This window comes from Rhodococcus sp. 21391 (assembly GCF_016772255.1).
Lineage (GTDB): Bacteria > Actinomycetota > Actinomycetes > Mycobacteriales > Mycobacteriaceae > Rhodococcus_F > Rhodococcus_F opacus.
Map to the genome: position 1 here is coordinate 3,109,134 of NZ_CP063781.1, position 16,063 is coordinate 3,125,196.

15 protein-coding genes and 2 pseudogenes are annotated in these 16,063 nt (G+C 64.8%); 4 read left to right on the forward strand and 13 right to left on the reverse strand.

All coding sequences use genetic code 11. The annotated features are described in order from the left end of the window. Positions 1 to 8 precede the first annotated feature (8 nt). The 9 genes and pseudogenes from GO592_RS14560 to GO592_RS14595 form a co-directional block, all read right to left on the reverse strand. Positions 9 to 1,409: an FAD-dependent oxidoreductase gene (locus GO592_RS14560; protein ID WP_039950501.1), complete on the reverse strand. Its 1,401-nt coding sequence runs from the start codon at positions 1,407 to 1,409 to the stop codon at positions 9 to 11. Positions 1,410 to 1,425: 16 nt separating this feature from the next. Beyond that, positions 1,426 to 2,313 (reverse strand): AurF N-oxygenase family protein, encoded by an 888-nt coding sequence (locus tag GO592_RS14565; protein WP_039950502.1) that lies wholly within the window; start codon positions 2,311 to 2,313, stop codon positions 1,426 to 1,428. A gap of 699 nt (positions 2,314 to 3,012) precedes the next feature. Next, positions 3,013 to 3,675, reverse strand: a complete 663-nt coding sequence (gene lexA, locus GO592_RS14570) for a transcriptional repressor LexA (protein WP_039950504.1) — start codon at positions 3,673 to 3,675, stop codon at positions 3,013 to 3,015. Positions 3,676 to 3,863: 188 nt separating this feature from the next. Then, complete coding sequence (locus tag GO592_RS14575; RefSeq protein WP_039950505.1) at positions 3,864 to 5,234, reverse strand: MFS transporter; 1,371 nt, start codon at positions 5,232 to 5,234, stop codon at positions 3,864 to 3,866. Positions 5,235 to 5,686: 452 nt separating this feature from the next. Next, positions 5,687 to 6,091, reverse strand: a complete 405-nt coding sequence (locus GO592_RS14580; protein WP_237720352.1) for a hypothetical protein — start codon at positions 6,089 to 6,091, stop codon at positions 5,687 to 5,689. A gap of 26 nt (positions 6,092 to 6,117) precedes the next feature. After that, the gene (locus GO592_RS44425) at positions 6,118 to 6,294 is read right to left on the reverse strand and encodes a (d)CMP kinase (RefSeq protein ID WP_237720353.1); all 177 of its coding nucleotides are present in this window, start codon (positions 6,292 to 6,294) and stop codon (positions 6,118 to 6,120) included. A 76-nt stretch (positions 6,295 to 6,370) separates the two neighbouring features. Then, positions 6,371 to 6,762: pseudogene (locus tag GO592_RS14585) on the reverse strand (dihydrofolate reductase family protein); the annotation flags it as partial. 156 nt (positions 6,763 to 6,918) lie between these two features. Next, positions 6,919 to 7,425, reverse strand: a complete 507-nt coding sequence (locus GO592_RS14590) for a hypothetical protein (RefSeq protein WP_007295944.1) — start codon at positions 7,423 to 7,425, stop codon at positions 6,919 to 6,921. Positions 7,426 to 7,520: 95 nt separating this feature from the next. Continuing rightward, entirely contained in the window at positions 7,521 to 7,667 is a 147-nt protein-coding gene (locus GO592_RS14595) for a hypothetical protein (RefSeq protein ID WP_157234187.1), read from the reverse strand. Between the two features lie 270 nt (positions 7,668 to 7,937). On the opposite strand from GO592_RS14595, the gene GO592_RS14600 reads away from it, so the two are divergent. After that, a complete protein-coding gene (locus GO592_RS14600; protein ID WP_007295945.1) occupies positions 7,938 to 8,552 on the forward strand; it encodes a maleylpyruvate isomerase family mycothiol-dependent enzyme in 615 nt (204 codons plus the stop codon). A 461-nt stretch (positions 8,553 to 9,013) separates the two neighbouring features. Here the strand turns inward: GO592_RS14600 and GO592_RS14605 are convergent, their stop codons facing one another. From GO592_RS14605 to GO592_RS14610, 3 genes are all read right to left on the reverse strand, one after another. Continuing rightward, positions 9,014 to 9,745, reverse strand: a complete 732-nt coding sequence (locus GO592_RS14605) for a hypothetical protein (RefSeq protein WP_007295946.1) — start codon at positions 9,743 to 9,745, stop codon at positions 9,014 to 9,016. A gap of 245 nt (positions 9,746 to 9,990) precedes the next feature. Next, positions 9,991 to 10,125 carry a hypothetical protein gene (locus GO592_RS45855; protein WP_257226352.1) on the reverse strand — a complete coding sequence of 45 codons (135 nt, stop codon included), beginning with the start codon at positions 10,123 to 10,125 and terminating at the stop codon, positions 9,991 to 9,993. A gap of 274 nt (positions 10,126 to 10,399) precedes the next feature. After that, positions 10,400 to 11,629: an Lsr2 family DNA-binding protein gene (locus GO592_RS14610; protein WP_237737239.1), complete on the reverse strand. Its 1,230-nt coding sequence runs from the start codon at positions 11,627 to 11,629 to the stop codon at positions 10,400 to 10,402. 1,173 nt (positions 11,630 to 12,802) lie between these two features. Between GO592_RS14610 and GO592_RS14615 the strand changes: the two genes are divergently transcribed. Then, positions 12,803 to 13,348, forward strand: coding sequence for a dihydrofolate reductase family protein (locus GO592_RS14615; RefSeq protein WP_172650634.1), 546 nt, complete (start codon positions 12,803 to 12,805; stop codon positions 13,346 to 13,348). A gap of 92 nt (positions 13,349 to 13,440) precedes the next feature. Continuing rightward, complete coding sequence (locus GO592_RS14620; RefSeq protein WP_257226351.1) at positions 13,441 to 13,602, forward strand: hypothetical protein; 162 nt, start codon at positions 13,441 to 13,443, stop codon at positions 13,600 to 13,602. Positions 13,603 to 14,094: 492 nt separating this feature from the next. Here GO592_RS14620 and GO592_RS14625 read toward each other — a convergent pair. Next, positions 14,095 to 15,139 (reverse strand): annotated as a pseudogene (locus GO592_RS14625) (GAF domain-containing protein). Between the two features lie 147 nt (positions 15,140 to 15,286). Between GO592_RS14625 and GO592_RS14630 the strand changes: the two are divergent. Further along, positions 15,287 to 15,475 carry a hypothetical protein gene (locus GO592_RS14630; RefSeq protein ID WP_172650632.1) on the forward strand — a complete coding sequence of 63 codons (189 nt, stop codon included), beginning with the start codon at positions 15,287 to 15,289 and terminating at the stop codon, positions 15,473 to 15,475. Positions 15,476 to 16,063: the final 588 nt, after the last annotated feature.

A 16,063-nucleotide genomic window follows, 5' to 3' on the forward strand; every position in this document is an offset into this window, starting at 1 on the left:
GCGCCCGGTCACACCCGCGAGTGCAGGTCTGCGGCGAGTTGCGTCACGGTTCCCGCGGCGCAGCTACGGTTGTCGCCGACGCCGCCGACGGCGCCTCGTTTCGCCCATCCGACGACGTACAGTCCCTCGAGCGGCTCGCCCGTCTCGAGAGAGATCACACGACCTCGGCGGTTGGGCACGACCCCCCGCTCGTCCACGGGGATGCCGTCGAGCGGCTTCGTCGTGAATCCGGTGGCGCATATCGCGGAGTCCGCGAGGAAGGTCCGACCGGTCGTCGTGGTGACGGCGACGCCGCCGGCCACTGTCTTCCCGAGATCGGTCACCTCCTGTCCGAAGGACAACACAACGCGCAGCCTGCCTACGTCCGTGGTGGTCCGGCCATCTGCCGCGGAAATGTCGGCAGCGGGCAGGGCGGAAATGTCACGTAGCAGCGGGGCGTCGGCACCGGCGCCCGGCCGACGGCCGGCGCGGTCGATCAGCACCTCGGCGTTCTCGAGGTCCAGAAGCTCATAGAATGCCGACGGCGTGAAGGAGGCGCGATCGGGTGCCGATCGCGACAACACCACCACCTCCGTCACCGCTTGGGCCGCGGCACCTCGGTCGCGTGCCCTGGCCATCCATCGGATGACATCGAAGGCGACGTTGCCCGCCCCGATCACGAGGGATCTCGGCCCCAGTGACCCGCGCGGGCGAAAGCCGGACGCCTCACAGTTCTCGGCCACCAGAATGTCGAGGGCCTCATAGACACCCTCGCCGCGATCCGCGGTGGGTCCGAGTCGCCGCGGCTGCGAAGCGCCACACGCGAGCACTATGGCGTCGAATCTGGTCCGAAGATCTTCGACCGAGACATCCACACCGACTTCTGTGTTGTGGAGGATCGTGACGCGATCGTCGTTGAAGGGCACGTCGAAGAGCCGCATCATGTCGCGAACGCCGACGTGGTCCCGGGAGACGCCCCGGCGCAGGAGGCCCCCGATCTCGCCGTGCTGTTCGAAGATGGTGATGCGTACCGAGGTCGATCGCCGAAGGAGTTCGCGAATCGTGTACATCGCCGCCGGCCCGGATCCGACGACGGCGATCTTCCGCATCTCGCTGGGCTTGCCCAGCGGGTGCTCGAAGCGGATCCGTCGCGACCGGGGCCGGGACTTGGCGGGAGCCTGCTCGAAGAACTCTGCGTTGCGGGCCGCGTAGGGCCGTTCGGTGACGGTCAACGTCCACTCGGGTTTGATGGCAGACGCCGGGCAGGCCTCGACGCAGGCGGTGCAATCGATACACGAGCGCGGGTCGATGAACAACGCCTCGGCCGACTCGAAACCCGCTTCGCCGGGAGCAGGGTGAATGCAATTCTGCGGGCACACCCGCACGCACGAGGCATCCTTACAACAATGCCCCAGGACAACGTGGGTCACAACGACTCCTGCTTGCTCAGAGAAGATTCGATTTTCGGTAGATCCATCGCGCGCCGAAATTCAGCAGCCCTTCTCTGCTCAGGAATTCGATAAACGGTTCTGCGGCCCTGCGGAACATTATCCTGTGGTGTTCGTTTGCGTCGATTTCCGGCCCCACTACCTTCCAATCCAGGCCGAGGTCCTCGTACATTCGACGATTGATCAGGCTCTTCGCGACGAGATGCGTTCCCATCGCGATGATCAGGGTGCTGATAAACCGTCGAACGCGCGAAATCTTTATCAACCGAGTCCGGATTTTCTGACGCGCGTACGCCATGTGCCGGGATTCCTCGACAACATGGATATAGCAAGCCCTGCGGATGGGCGCGGCGACGTCTTCGCTCGCCATCCAGTCGCGTTGCATGACGTCGAAGATCTCTTCGCCAGCCAGAACGATTCCGTACGCCACCTCGTCCCATGCGATGGTCCTGAACAGCCATCCGAAAAAATCCAGTGAGCGGTCGCGTCGATAGAAGTGCGATCCGATGCTGTCGATGACGTTGACGAACATCAACGAGTGCAGGTTCTCGTCGGCGCATTCGTTGAACAGAAACTTGACGTCCGAGCGGGCGGGGTCCGCACTGTGGCTGGCCCGCAGCAATGCCACCTGCAATCCCACCTCCAGCCAGATTCCGACGCCCAGGAACTGCGCGACCTCGCTTCTGGTGAGCCGGACGCGTTCCGACTCGGTCATGGAGTCCCACGTAGCGGTGCCGAAGAGAGGCGACCACTCGGGTGTCATCCCGTGAAATTCGGCGCCATCTGCATCGGGTTGGCAAACCACGGGGTCCCGGGGATCGAATGAGAGGCGCTTAGCCGATTCCAAGAGAGTATCGAATATCGCATCGCTTCCGGATGTCGTCATCCTTTCTTTTACTCCTATATCCTGTTCCAATCGAATCTCGAATCGATTAGAGAGCAATTGTGTTTATCCCGGGTGCCAGAACTCACCCTTGCGCTCTGCCTCAACTGTGTTCCGCCCGGCACATTAGTCGGTTACGGAAGCAATCGCAGAACCAGCAGCGTACCTCGCCACCGACTCGACGCTCAGGTCGCCGCATCCACTGAATTGATGTTGAATGTCTCGGCGTTTTCATGAGAATTCAAGTAACACGCAGTTGTTCCGGGGAATCGTGGCCGATCACGAGGCGAAATCCTGCGCGAGGATTTCCTCGCGAGCCGCTGGCGTCACGCAGAACCCGGGCCTGAGGATCGCCTCCGCGCGCAACGCGCTGCGCGGGGCTACCAGCAGTCCCGAACTCCGATGGTGGGCGGGAGCCGCAGTGGATCCTGACGACGAGCCCGTCGAGCCGGTGGCGGCAGGCAATGCCGGTGATCGTGGACAAGTCGTCGGAGGAGGCTCCGGTTGCCCCCGCGCCCGCCTCGGTTGGCATTGCGCCGGCGGCCGATCAGGGCGGGTGAGACGACGACGCGTGATGACTGCGGTCCGCCGGTGAACTCCTGCCCGACCATTCTTGTGTGGCCGGGCAGCAGCTGTCGAGGAAGTGGACACGATTGCAGAACCAGCCCCGAGGCGCGTGGCACCCTTGAGGTTGCCCGATCCTCAGATCCGGCGCATCACCGAAACCACCTTGCCCAGCACGACTGCGTCGTCACCGTCAATCACGGCATAAGCAGGATTACGGGGCTCGAGAAAGACGTGGCCATCGCGGCGCCGGAGCACCTTCACGGTGGCCTCGCCATCAATCATCGCGGCAACGATCTCGCCGGAATGGGCTTCGTCCTGGCGACGAACCACGACGACATCGCCATCGCAGATCGCGGCGTCGATCATCGACTCACCGCGGACCCGCAGCCCGAACACGGTGCCGGAACCGACGAGCTCGCGAGGGAGCGTCAGGATCTCATCGGCGTGCTCCTCCGCCAGGATCGGTGCGCCTGCCGCGATGTCGCCGACGACCGGGACCGTCACATTGTTGTCGGACGAGCGACCTCGCGTCGCCTCGGCGAGGAACGGGCGCACGTCCAATTGCCGAGCCATAGCCGTGCCCCTTCGCAGAAAGCCCTTTTCCTCGAGGCTCTTCAGATGCTTCGACACCGACGACGTCGACCGCAGGCCCACCGCGTCCCCGATCTGTCGGGTGCTCGGTGTGCATCCGTGAGCAGCCACCCAGTCCCGGATCGTTGCCAGAACCCGCTGCTGGCGCGATGGCAGGGTGGAGGCGTCGAGGCCACCGAACATGTCGAGATCGTCGTAATCGGTCACCGAAGAATGGTAGGGGGTGACGACAGCCCCCTCGTGCACGGTGTAGGCGTGCGGACCAGGAGCGGGGTCTCCGCGTCCCACCTCGCTGAAATGTCGACCTCGGTCGAGACACTCCAGGCCGGTAGTGGCTCGACACAGGGGATCGGTGCCGGCACCGATCCCCGGTACCCCGGACCGCGGGCATCAACTCAGCGGAGCTCCGAAGACACCCGCACGCCCCAGGCGCTACCCTGCTCGCGATCGAGCACCGTGACCGCCTTGTTCTTCAGCCCGAAGATGTAGACCAGCAAGCTGACCCCGATCACGACCGTCACGTAGGAGATGAACCAGCCGACATGCCCGGCCGATGTGGACGCCTGGAAAAGTACCGGCGCCGTACCGCCGAAGACGGAGTTCGCCAGCGCATAGCCCAGTCCCACACCCAGGGCACGGATGTCGGCGGGGAACAGTTCCGCCTTCACGATCGCGTTGATCGAGGTGTACCCGGTGAGGATGACGTAGCCGACCGCAACCAGCGCGAACGCCAAGAGCGGCGAAGTGGTCTGCGGCAAAAAGGTGAGCAGGACATAGGTGTAGAGGACACCACCCACACCGAAGAAGATCAACAGCGGCTTGCGCCCGACGCGGTCGCTGAGGAGGCCGCCGACCGGCTGCAGCAGCAACAGAAAGATCAGCCCCAGCAGGTTGATCCACGTCGCCGTCAGCGCCTGGTCGGCCCCGAAGGTGGACTTCACAATCGCCGGCGCGTTGACACTGTAGGTGTAGAACGCGACCGTGCCACCCGCGGTAATGAGGAACACCAGCAGCAGCGGACGCCAGTGTTCGGTGAACAACGCCGTCAATGACCCCGCCGTCCGGTCCTCACCCGCACGGATGGCCTTCAGATGCGACTCGCTGAGCGACTCGTCCATCGAACGCCGAATCCACAGCACGACCAGGGCGGCGATGCCGCCGATGAAGAAGCCGATCCGCCATCCCCAATCGTTCAACGCCTCGACATCGAGAACGCTGAGCGCGATCAGGAGCGTGAACTGCGCGAGGACGTGACCACCCACGAGGGTCACGTACTGGAAGGACGACAAGAAGCCGCGCCGATTCGCGGTCGCCGCTTCGGACATGTACGTCGCCGAGGTGCCGTACTCCCCACCCGTTGCGAATCCCTGAACAAGCCGAGCGAGGACCAAAACCACCGCCGCCCAATACCCGATGACTTCGCGTGTCGGCATGACCGCCACCACGAAGGAGCACGACGACATGATGGTGATACTGAGCATCAGGGCAGCCTTGCGGCCACGACGGTCGGCGAACCGGCCGAAGAACCAGGACCCCACCGGTCGCATGACGAAAGTGACCGCGAAGATTCCATAGATGTACAGCGTGGAGTTTTCGTCGTTCTCGTCGAAGAATTGCGCCTCGAAATACGTGGCAAAGACCGTGTAAATGTACACGTCGTACCACTCGACGAGGTTTCCTGCCGAGCCCTTCATCGTGTTGAGCACCGCCCGCCGGGTGCTCGTCGGAGCGCGGGTTGGACCGGACGGAGTCGCGTCATCGCTCATCCGTCGACGATAGCGGATCGATCTCCCACACCTGGGCGAGTCGCCCAGCGGCGGTGTCAGTTCGCTCACCTGTTCGCCACCACGCGCCGATAGTCGCACGGTAAGCACAATGATCACCGATCTTGACAGGTGCGAAACCTCCGCACACCCGATGGTGCAGCCGGCACGTGAAATACATTCACTACCAACCTAATAGCGTTCATGCACGCAACTGGAGTGCGACAACACGTGTTATCGTTTGCGTCAATACCCTTGGCGGACAGTGTCTTAGCAGCCGGGTATGCCTCCACCATGAAACGCACGCATGGCTCCTGGAGAAGGAGCAGGACATGCGCACCGGGCGGCCGGCGTTTGCACGATCAACGGCAGCAGCCGCTCTGCGAGTCCACTGATGAACTCACCCGCTCGCGGATCGGCGAACGATTCAGAGAGTCAGCGAAGGTGTTGATGCATCACAGAGTGGGCAGCTCGTCGACCAATACTTCCAACAGCTCCGTGTCGTGGCGGTCTGGGCGCGGTGGTGCCAGCATCGCTACGCCGAGCTCAGACGGGAAGCCGTCGACTACGCGCCCCGGGTCGAGTCGGTCCAGGACTGCGTACCATTCGGCCAGTGGTTCGGAGAGTCGGGCATGCAAGTCGAAATGACCGCGCCGGCGGGTGTAGTCACCATTGCGTTGGGTCGCCAGTTGCTGCGGGTCGGGGATCGACAACAGCACCACGTCGGCGAATCCGAGACGACGCTCCGTGAACATCTGCCGGACTGCGGCGAGTTCGTGCTCGAACCGCGTGACCGGTGCCGCACCCACTGCGGCCAGGCACCAGCTGTAATGCAGTTTCAGCGGGTCACTGTCACACACCGCCACACCGCCGGCGTCCTCCAAGGTCAGCGCCCGTCTCCACCGCTGGCGTTGACCTGCGGCCAGCAGGCCGCCTGCTCCGCCGGATCGGATCCGTCCGGTTCCTGCCCTGTCGGGATGTATTCGGCGACGAACTGTCCCGGCACCGCGCGGCACCACGTGGTTTTCCCGGCGGCACTGGGCCCTTCGACAGCGACAATCACCGGCACACCCTACCCATCCAGGGACACGACGATCCACCGATCAGCTCGCCAGTCGAGCGGTCGTGCTTCATTCACCGGCCGCACCCTGGAAGATCGGGTCATCACCGGCCTGACCGGTGATCACAGGAAAGAGCGTCACCTGCAGGCGGTCGACCGGGCCGGCGGCCATCAGCGCCCGGTTCATCGACAGGCTGCCGTGCGAGCGCAACGGCACCTCGGACTCCTGCTCGCGCCTGGCGACGATGTCGACGGCGTCACCACTCACGACGGTCGCGTCCGGCCAGTCGAGAGGTCCACGCAGGGTAGTCGACACCACCGTTGCCGGCAGGCTCCTCATCCAGGTGACCCACGGATCACGCACGTCGGATCGGGGCCTAGCTTGCCCCAGTAGCCGCCCCAGTCGCCGCCGCTGATCCCGCCGTCGCCGTCGAGGCTGGAAAAGACGTCGAAGGTGTAGGTTGCGGTCATGTCGTTCTCCTCGAGTGCGGTTTGATCGGTGTGGGTCGTGTACCCGACGAAACAGCATGGCGAACGTTGGCTCTGGTCAGAACGGGCAACAGATGCTCAGGCAGCGATCCGTCACCGATAGCGGATCCCGGACGATGACAGTGCTTCAGTTCCACGTCAGGCCGACGGGGCCGTGGGTTGCTCGGCCAGCCGCTTGAGATTGAGCAGTTGACGGCGGGCCATGACGAGGTCGCCGACGGAGATCAGTGGCGCGAGCCAGCGGCCCTTCGCCATGACGATCTTCAGCAGCAGGCGCGTCGAGTCGCCGTTCGGAACGAGCACGTACGACATCACCGCACCCATGATCCCGCCGGTGAGCTGTTCCGCCGTGGAGACGGAGAGGATGCGCCCGAGGGGACGATTCCCCGAGGCCGTGAAGTGCTGACCAGCTGTGGGTTCCGGCAATGCGCGCAGCTGCCGTGGCGATCGGCGCCCGAGATTGTCGATCCAGTCGTAGGAGTACGGCGCCAGTCGGATCTGCGCGACCCACGGCCACAGGCCGTCGGGCGTGCTGTGCACGGTGACGCCTCGCCAAGCCTGCAGCACGGGAACTGGGATCAGCTCGTCGCACGGGTAACGACGGGCAACCTCGTCATCGGTCACGCCCCATCGGTCACCGATCATCACAAGTCCTTCCGTCGAAAGCGGATCCTGACGGGGAGGTCCGGAGGGGGTTCATCCCGCACATGTCAGATCGGCAACACGCGGGTGAGGTGCCATCACTCCGCAAGATTGCGCCACCACCGTCCCAGCGTGGGCGTCCAGGACAGATGGACCCCGATCTGGCCTCCCAGATGGAACGGCGCGGTGTAGGGCAGCGCATCGGACTTGAACACAATCGGCACCGTCAGTAGACGCTGTGTCATGACTCCATCAGACGATTGAGCACGGACCGATCATATCGCCGAGTTCCTGGAGGTTGGATTCGATTGAGGAGCCACCAGCGGGGAAAATTCGGCCGTTTGTAGCCGGGCGATGGTTGGTTCCGCAAGTGAATCGTCATCCGGTGCTCCGCTCGGCGTTCCGCACGACGATCCTGCTTGCGGCACGACGGCCTCAATCGTCCTCGGCGTTGGGGCGGGACGGCGTCGGGCCCAATGCAATCGGTGACGGGCAGCATTTGTCACACTGGTTTCATGAATGATGTCTGGCCGATCGTGCACGCGGAGCGTGCGGCGCTGATCGATGACCTCACCGACCTCACCGACGACCAGTGGGCCCACCCCTCACTCTGTGGTGACTGGACCGTGCACGACGTCGCCGCACACTTGATCAACAACGCGAAGACCACCCGCCTCGGCATCGTGCGCAACATGGCCCGGGCGCGCTTCAACTTCGATCGCCAGAACGCCCAGGGCGTCGAACGCGAACGCGGCGCCACGCCCCGCCAAACGCTCGCCCGGCTCGAGCAGGTAGCAACACGTACATCGACGCCGCCGGCCCCGCTCGACAGCAGGCTGGTCGAAGAGGTCGTCCACGGCGAAGACATCCGACGGCCGCTGGGCATCACCCGTACATATCCGTCGGAGGCGGTCATCAGGTCGTTGCAGTATCAGGCGCGCACCCCGGTATCCCTGGGCGGAGCGAAGCAACTCATTGCCTCGGTCCAGTTGCGTGCCACCGACGCAGACGTGTCGATCGGAGATGGCCCAGAAGTCCGCGGCCCGGCACTGTCACTGCTCATGGCAATATCAGGGCGCAAGTCGGCGCTCGATGACCTCGAAGGACCCGGAATATCTGCGCTGGAGTGATCACGCCCGTGGCGTCCCGCAGAATTGACCACCAGCGAGACACTCTGGCCGACAGCCCGCCCCGGACCGGTGGTTCCGCAAGCGGATCGCTCAGCGGCCTGCCGGAGAGACACCGTGTGGCGATGTCGGATTTGTGAACGACCGCGGAGGTACCGCCGCGGAGGTACTGCCGCGGTTCGAGTGCGCGGTCGGGCCGCTCGGCCGATCCTCCATCACCGGTGTCGGTCGCCCCTTCGCTGACCGACCGGACGGGTTTCGTTCACAGCCCGGACTATGCACCCGAGCCGTGAACGGGTAACAGCCATTGGCGCTGAGCAGATCACGGCGTAGGCCCAGCTGATTGGCCGCTGGTGGTCCCGCGCCGCCCCGACCGGCCGATGGCCGGCACCGACGCATTCGGGGGGTTGTGCTTCTGCTGGCCGACAGCTCCTATCGTCTGCTGCCGGCCTGACGGACCGGCCTCACTTCAGGTGCCGAGCGAAGAACCGGTTCCCGTCGTCCCCCTCGAACTGCGGGACGCCGGTGTGCCCGCCCATATTGGCGTGCAGCGTCTTCTCCTTGGAGCCGAATGCGTCGAACAGGTCCAGGGCCAGTTGCCGGTCGTTACCTTCGTCGTCCCACTGCAGCAGGACCTGCAGCGGAATGGTGACCTGCCGGGCCTCCTCGAACATGGTGCGGGGCACGAAACTCCCGGCGAACAGAAGGGCGGCCGAGATGCGCGGTTCGACCACCGCCAGGCGGATGCCGATGGCGATCACCCCTCCCGAGTACCCGACCGGGCCCTCGATCTCGGGCAGCGAAAGGAGGGCGTCCAGGGCGGCCCGCCATTCCGGGACCGCCTTTTTGACCAGCGGGAGGAGGAGCCGGTCGACGATCTCGTCGTCGACCGGCTCGCCGGCATCCAGCGCCCGGCGCAGGTCGGCGCGGGCCTGCTCGGCGGCGGCGGAACGGGGGCGGGCACCGCTCCCAGGGAGCTCGATGGTGGCCGCGGCGAAGCCCTCCGCCGCGGCGTGCCGGGCTCGGGCCGCCAACCGGGGGTACATCATGTGCAGTCCGCCGGGGTGGCCGACCAGGATCAGCGGTGCCGGTGCGGATGCAGATTTGGGCGTCCACAGGATGCCGGGGATCTCGCCGAGAGTGAATTCGCGTTCGAGGACGCCGTCGTCGAGGCGCTGTTCGGAGGTGAATTGCATTGTCGTACCTTTCGAGAGTGCTCTTGAACGGCGCTCCCGGACGACCTATCGCCCGGCCGTGACCCCAGAGGGGAGCACCCATGTCGATACTGCGTTCACGGGTACCACCTCCTCGTTCTCTGGCACGGCCTCCGGAAAAGTAGCAGTGGTCGCCGTGATCCGCCAACAGGTTATTGTCACCGCAACCATTCCCGTTGGGCTGACGCAGGCGGTATTGACGTAATCGCACCCGACGAACACACCGCTTACGTCGCCCACAGCACGCCCACCACCGCGGTCAGCGTCATCGACACCGCCACCCACCCGATCATCGCGACGGTCCGGATCACCGAGCACGGGCAACTCATCGCCGCCACACCCACCAGCGTCGACGCGTACATCACGGTAATACGACACCGTCTCGGTCGCTTCCAACACAACCACGCCAGCCGACCCGCCGACCACCACACCCACCCCACCCGGCAACCGGGTGGGGTGGGCCGTCTGCTGAAGGTGAGCCATCGGAGACAATTCGATCGGTGCACGCGGCCCGTGCCTTGCCACACACGCGACGCAGGTGCCATAGTCGCGGTCTGCTCGGCCGAGCGCGGTGCCCACATCAACCGCGACGAACAGGCGCCGATGAATCAGGCCCTAATGGTGGACACCACCGTTTCAGCCGACCGCGACCGGCATCTGCGCCTGAGCGTCGAGGAAGGCCTGCTCGATTTCGGCCGAAATCCGGCCACGAGGGGACACTTCGCGCCCCTCCCCGATCGCCCACTCACGAATCTCCCTGGACGACTTCTTCGCCGAAGCCATCTTCACCGCTGTCTTCTCCGCAGCCGTCGTCTTCGCGGCCACCCTCCTCGCGGGTGTCTTCCCGGGTGTCGTCGTCTTCGCAGGGACCTTCGTCACGGCTGCCTTCTTCACGGTTGTCTTCCGCGCCGGAGCGTTCTTCGCGACGATCTTCTTCACAGCGGCCTTTTTCGCCGGCGCCGTTTTCGCTTGAACCTTCTTCGCCTGAGCGTCATGGAAGGCTTGCTCGAGCTCGGCCGGAATCCGGCCGCGAGAAGACACATCGTGACCCGCCCCGATAGCCCACTCACGAATCTCCCTGGACGACTTCTTCGCCGGAGCCTTGTTCACGGCCGTCCTCGTGACCGGCGCCTTCGCCGCGGCTGGCTTCTTCACGGCTGTCTTCCGCGCCGGAGCGTTCTTCGCGACGATCTTCTTCACAGCGGCCTTTTTCGCCGGCGCCGTTTTCGCTTGAACCTTCTTCGCCTGAGCGTCATGGAAGGCTTGCTCGAGCTCGGCCGGAATCCGGCCGCGAGAAGACACCTCGTGACCCGCCCCGATAGCCCACTCACGAATCTCCCTGGACGACTTCTTCGCCGGAGCCTTGTTCACGGCCGTCCTCGTGACCGGCGCCTTCGCCGCGACCCGCTTCTTCACGACCGTTTTCTCCGCAGCCGCCTTCGTCGCAACTGTCTTCTTCGCGGCCGCCTTCTTTACCGGCGCCGATTTCGTCTGAACCTTCTTCGCCTGAGCGTCATGGAAGGCTTGCTCGAGCTCGGCCGGAATCCGGCCGCGAGAAGACACCTCGTGACCCGCCCCGATAGCCCACTCACGAATCTCCCTGGACGACTTCTTCGCCGGAGCCTTGTTCACGGCCGTCCTCGTGACCGGCGCCTTCGCCGCGACCCGCTTCTTCACGGCCGTCTTCTTTACCGGCGGCGTTTTTGTCTGAGCCTTCTTCGCCTGAGCGTCATGGAAGGCTTGCTCGAGCTCGGCCGAGATCCGGCCCCGGGATGACACCTCGCGCCCCTCCCCGATCGCCCACTTACGAATCTCACTTGTTGTCTTCCTCGCCGAACCTTCTGAACCCCTCGGTGATACCGCCATGTGTCTCCTTCTTCGCCGGGCAACCGTCGAACGCACACAGTAACGGCAGGCGGCTTCTCCCGGTAATCAGGAAGCTCACCCGAATTGACAATTCACCGTCCCCAGCTCATCGCCGATCTGGGCAGGAAGTCACGATCCCCTTGGAGCTCCACACTCACGACGCCCCAAGCTTCAGGCAGAACGAGCGCGGCTTACCTTGTCAATTAACAACATTGGTTGGCCGCAGCGACGACAGGCTTTAGAATTGCACTTCAGGTCCGGCGGTATCCATCAGGCCGAGTCGCTCCGATCCGGATCAGCGATATCGAGCCGCATCTCTCAGGGCGGAACGCGTATCTGCGTGTTTCCGGAACGAGGCCTGAACCAGACAGCCATCCGATTGTGGGCCAGGAAATCCGGTGTTCGTTTCAGCCGTTCGGGAAATCGGCCAACTCCTGATATTTCTCGAGAGGCCGCTTCCTGGTAGCCGTTGCTGAATACGATCTACGCCATCTGCTCGAAGCGCAAACCCGCCCGCTCAACGGCGTGAAAACCTCCTCACCGAGCACCATGGCATCCCCCACGCCCCGGACACCAACGAATTCTTCCCAGAGTTGCTTTCTAGGCTGGTGCAGTGGGCTTGGAGGTTCTTGTCGGAAGCGGACTGCCTTCTCCGATGCGAGTCCGGGATCGAGAATCTGCCACCGACCGATCTCGCCGAACGGGAGCAATCACGTGGTCGAGTGCGGACGCGTAGACCGCTGTCTCGCCCTTCGTGGCTAGCTCTAGAATCCGAATCCGAATCCGAATTCGACGGCGTCGGACGCAGCGCTCTCCGAAATAAACCTGATGTGGTGGATACTGCTACTGGCCGGGGCAGCGGTCGGGGTTGACACGTGTTTGTCCTCACCGACCTCCTTCAGACTCAGGGGCTGAGTCAGTAACCATCCACCGCCCGGGAGCCTTTCGCGCAGACAGATATCGCCCGGGGCACGGGTGGAAGAACCGTCCAAGGGCCAGTTCACCAGATCCAGATGGTGACCCGATTACAGAATGCCGGTCGACCTGAAGCCCAGACAAGCCCCTAGCACCGCGATGAAGTCGAGGGCCGTCAGTGCTTGGATCGCAACGGCACGGGTGGGGCTGTTTACTGCTGGCGATGATTTTCCGGCCGAAGCGGGGTCAGTACTTGATATGAGGACACTCGCGATCACCCAGAACATCACCCTCGACGGCTCCATCGAGATGCTCGGCGACTGGTTCGATCCCGCGGACCAGGATCCGCAACTGCGCGAGGCGACCCGGCGGCAGTCCGAGCGCGCGGATGCGATGCTGTTGGGTCGGCAGACGTTCGAGGACTTCCGCGGCTACTGGCCCCAACAGACCGACGACCCGACGGGGATCACCGACGAGCTGAACCAGATCCACAAGTACGTCGTCTCCTCGACCATGGCCGACCCCCAATGGCGGAACTCGACCGTGCTCACGGGCGACTGGATCACCCAGGTACGGGACCTGAAGGGGAAGGAGGGCCGCGACATCGTGGTCACCGGCAGCATCACGCTGACCCACGCCCTGATCGTCTCTGGCCTAGTCGACGAGTACCGGCTGTTCGTGTACCCCGCTGTCCAGGGTCGGGGACGACGGCTGTTCCCCAACGGGTACGCGTTGCCGACGCTGGAGCTGGTGGAGGCCCGCGGTTTCCCGATCGGCGTCTCTCTGCTGCGCTACACCACGTGAGGACATCACCCCAGAGCAACCACCGGACGAACGATCCGCACACTCGACCCCCCTAGGCAGAACGGGACGCAACTAGTACTGCAACGGCACTTATGGGACGTGGCCGCGGGTTCACGGCCACCAAACGGCAAGGTGACCCGACCACCGAACTGCTGCTGGCCCACAAGCATCCCGACGAGCACCCGAACGCCGCCCGAGTCCTGGACCGCCTGCACGACGACACCGGTCAGCTGACGCGCAATCACGGGCGGTGATCGAGCAGGCCGAGGGCCCTCTGATGCTGGTCTACGGCATCCCCGCCGGGCTGGGTGGCCAACCCGCAGAACCCCGACCGAGTCACGACCGCGGTCGGGCACCGGTCCAGCCGGTCGGGCACTCGAACGGAACCGCTCCCTGAGCCGACGGTTTCCTCGAAAAGCCCGCGGCGAGTCGTATCCCGGACTGCCTAATCTCGACCCGACGGGATACGGCCCGCACCTCCAGGTTAAACCGCCCTCGGACGGACATCAATGGTCGGTTCGGGGCGGTCTTCGCCGTTCAGTCCGGGACCTTCGCGCCGCAGAACGACATCGACCATATCCATTCACAGCATCGGCAAGCCCGATCGTCCGCCGGACCGCACCGACCGGGCGGACGGCAAGGTGCGGGTACCTCGTTCCCACGGCGGGCCGCCACGCTGACGACAAGACTCTCCTTCAGCACCCCGATGTCAGCGCAGAATCGTCTCAGAGGCAACGGGATTCAGGTCAGGGGGCCACGGCGTACCCGCTCCCGGCGGCCTTGGCCTGATACATCGCCGCGTCCGCGCGCCGGATCAGCGACTCTCGGGTTCCGTCCGGACCGGCGAGTGCGATGCCGACGCTGGCGGTGAACCGAAGACCGCGCCCGCCCGAACCGGCCACGGTGTCAGCGGGACGCACCACCGACTCCAGCCGTTCGGCCCACTGGATCAGGGCGTCATCGCCCACCGCATGGCCGAGGAACATCACCTCCCGATCGGAATACTCCCGGGGGCGAGCACTCAACGCGGTCAACACACCCCACACCGACCCGGCGCGGCCGATGGGAACGCACACCCCGGACCGCAATCCGCCGGTCTTAATGGTGGCGGTGGAAAATCGGTTCTCTCCGTACCGGTCGGAGCAGACGATGTCTCGTTGACCGCGGCCGCATATCCCAGTTGGGAATCGGCGCCGGCGGCGAAGGTCTGCGGGGCGGGTGGTTGCCCCCGGTAGGCGAGCACCCGCAATACGCCGCCCGGGTCGCCGGCCCGGGCCACCGCGGCGCAGTTACACCCATCAACGCAGCCGCCGCGTCCGCCGCGCCCGCGAGTACGTCGTCGAGGTCACCGTCCACGGCGAGCCGACTCAGCTCGGCAAGAGCTTGTTGTTCGCGGGCCCGGTACGCCGCCGCCTCCATCGCCGTGTGCAGGCGTTGTTCGTGCTCCTGCGCCGCCCGCAGGTCCTGGGCGATGCAGGCGATCACCGCCGGGCGATGGTCGTCGGTGTGCTCGACCACGAAGATCGACACGGTCACCGGGATCGGTTCCCCGGTCAGAAAATGCCGGAACTCCGACCTCCCCTCCCACAGGCCCCGCTCGAGCAGGGCCGCTTCCATCTCCGGGGCCTGCACCACCCCGACATCGGTGAAGAACTCCGGCGCCCTGCGCGCCCCGACCGCGGCCTCGTCGGCCAACCCCATCAGGTGCCTCCCAGCGGGGTTGAGATAGCGCAGGCGACCACTGTCGTAGTTGGAGACGGCGACCAGGTTCTGGGCACGTTCGATCACCATGAGCAAAAGGCGAGCGTCGTCGCTGCCGATTTCATCCTGGCTGTCCCATCGAGGTGTCGAGGTGTAGAGGTGGTGTTTCAGTTCCGTGCCCCACCAGCGGTGTGTCAGCGAGCAGTGCGAGTGCCAGGTAGGCGGTCCTCGGCATACATGGCTTCGATTCTCGCTTTGATTTCGGCGGTGCTCATCGTGCTGGGCCGCCGCAGCGTGCGGGGCGTGGACACGGAGATCGTCGGGTTCGTGGGTGTTGCCATGAGAAGTCTGCCTTCGTCGCTGTTTCTTGGGGGCGCCGCCGTGAGCGGCCGCGTAGGTGTTGTCAGCAACCACGCACACATGTGATCTGATTCACACGCAATAGTGTTACGTTCTCCGCCACCCGCGTCGACCGACTGCACTCGCACGCCGGACCTCCCCTGGGCGACGGGGCCGCCACTCCCCTGTCCAGGAACCCTGTCGGGACGTCGGCGCTCACCCTCCCCCCATCGCCCGGGTCGAGACCGGGTCGGTGCGTCCATCAGCGATGGTGGCACCCTCGTCGCGATACCCCACTACAGGAAGGCCGCAGGGGAGGTACCGTCCAGGCTCTGCCGTCCGGCGACCCGGGCACCGCCCGCATCGTGGCCGTCTCGGACAACGTCGGAGAAGCGCCGAACTGCCGACCGAGCCGGTCGCCTCGATGCTCGCGACGAGACTGCGGATGTGATGCCAGTTACTTTCGAGCGATTCCCTTCAGCATCGAGCGCCGGGTCGCTACCATCGTTAGCACACCCTTTACCACCTCTCGAGAGGCTGCAAGGGTGGATCCTCCGGGTTCGTCCCGGTCCCACCGATGTCGAGCCCAGGCATCAACGCACCGACACGCCCTGTGGACGTGGTGCCGCACCGTTTACAGTCCCGGAACCCGGCCTGTCGCTGCCGCTACCCGAC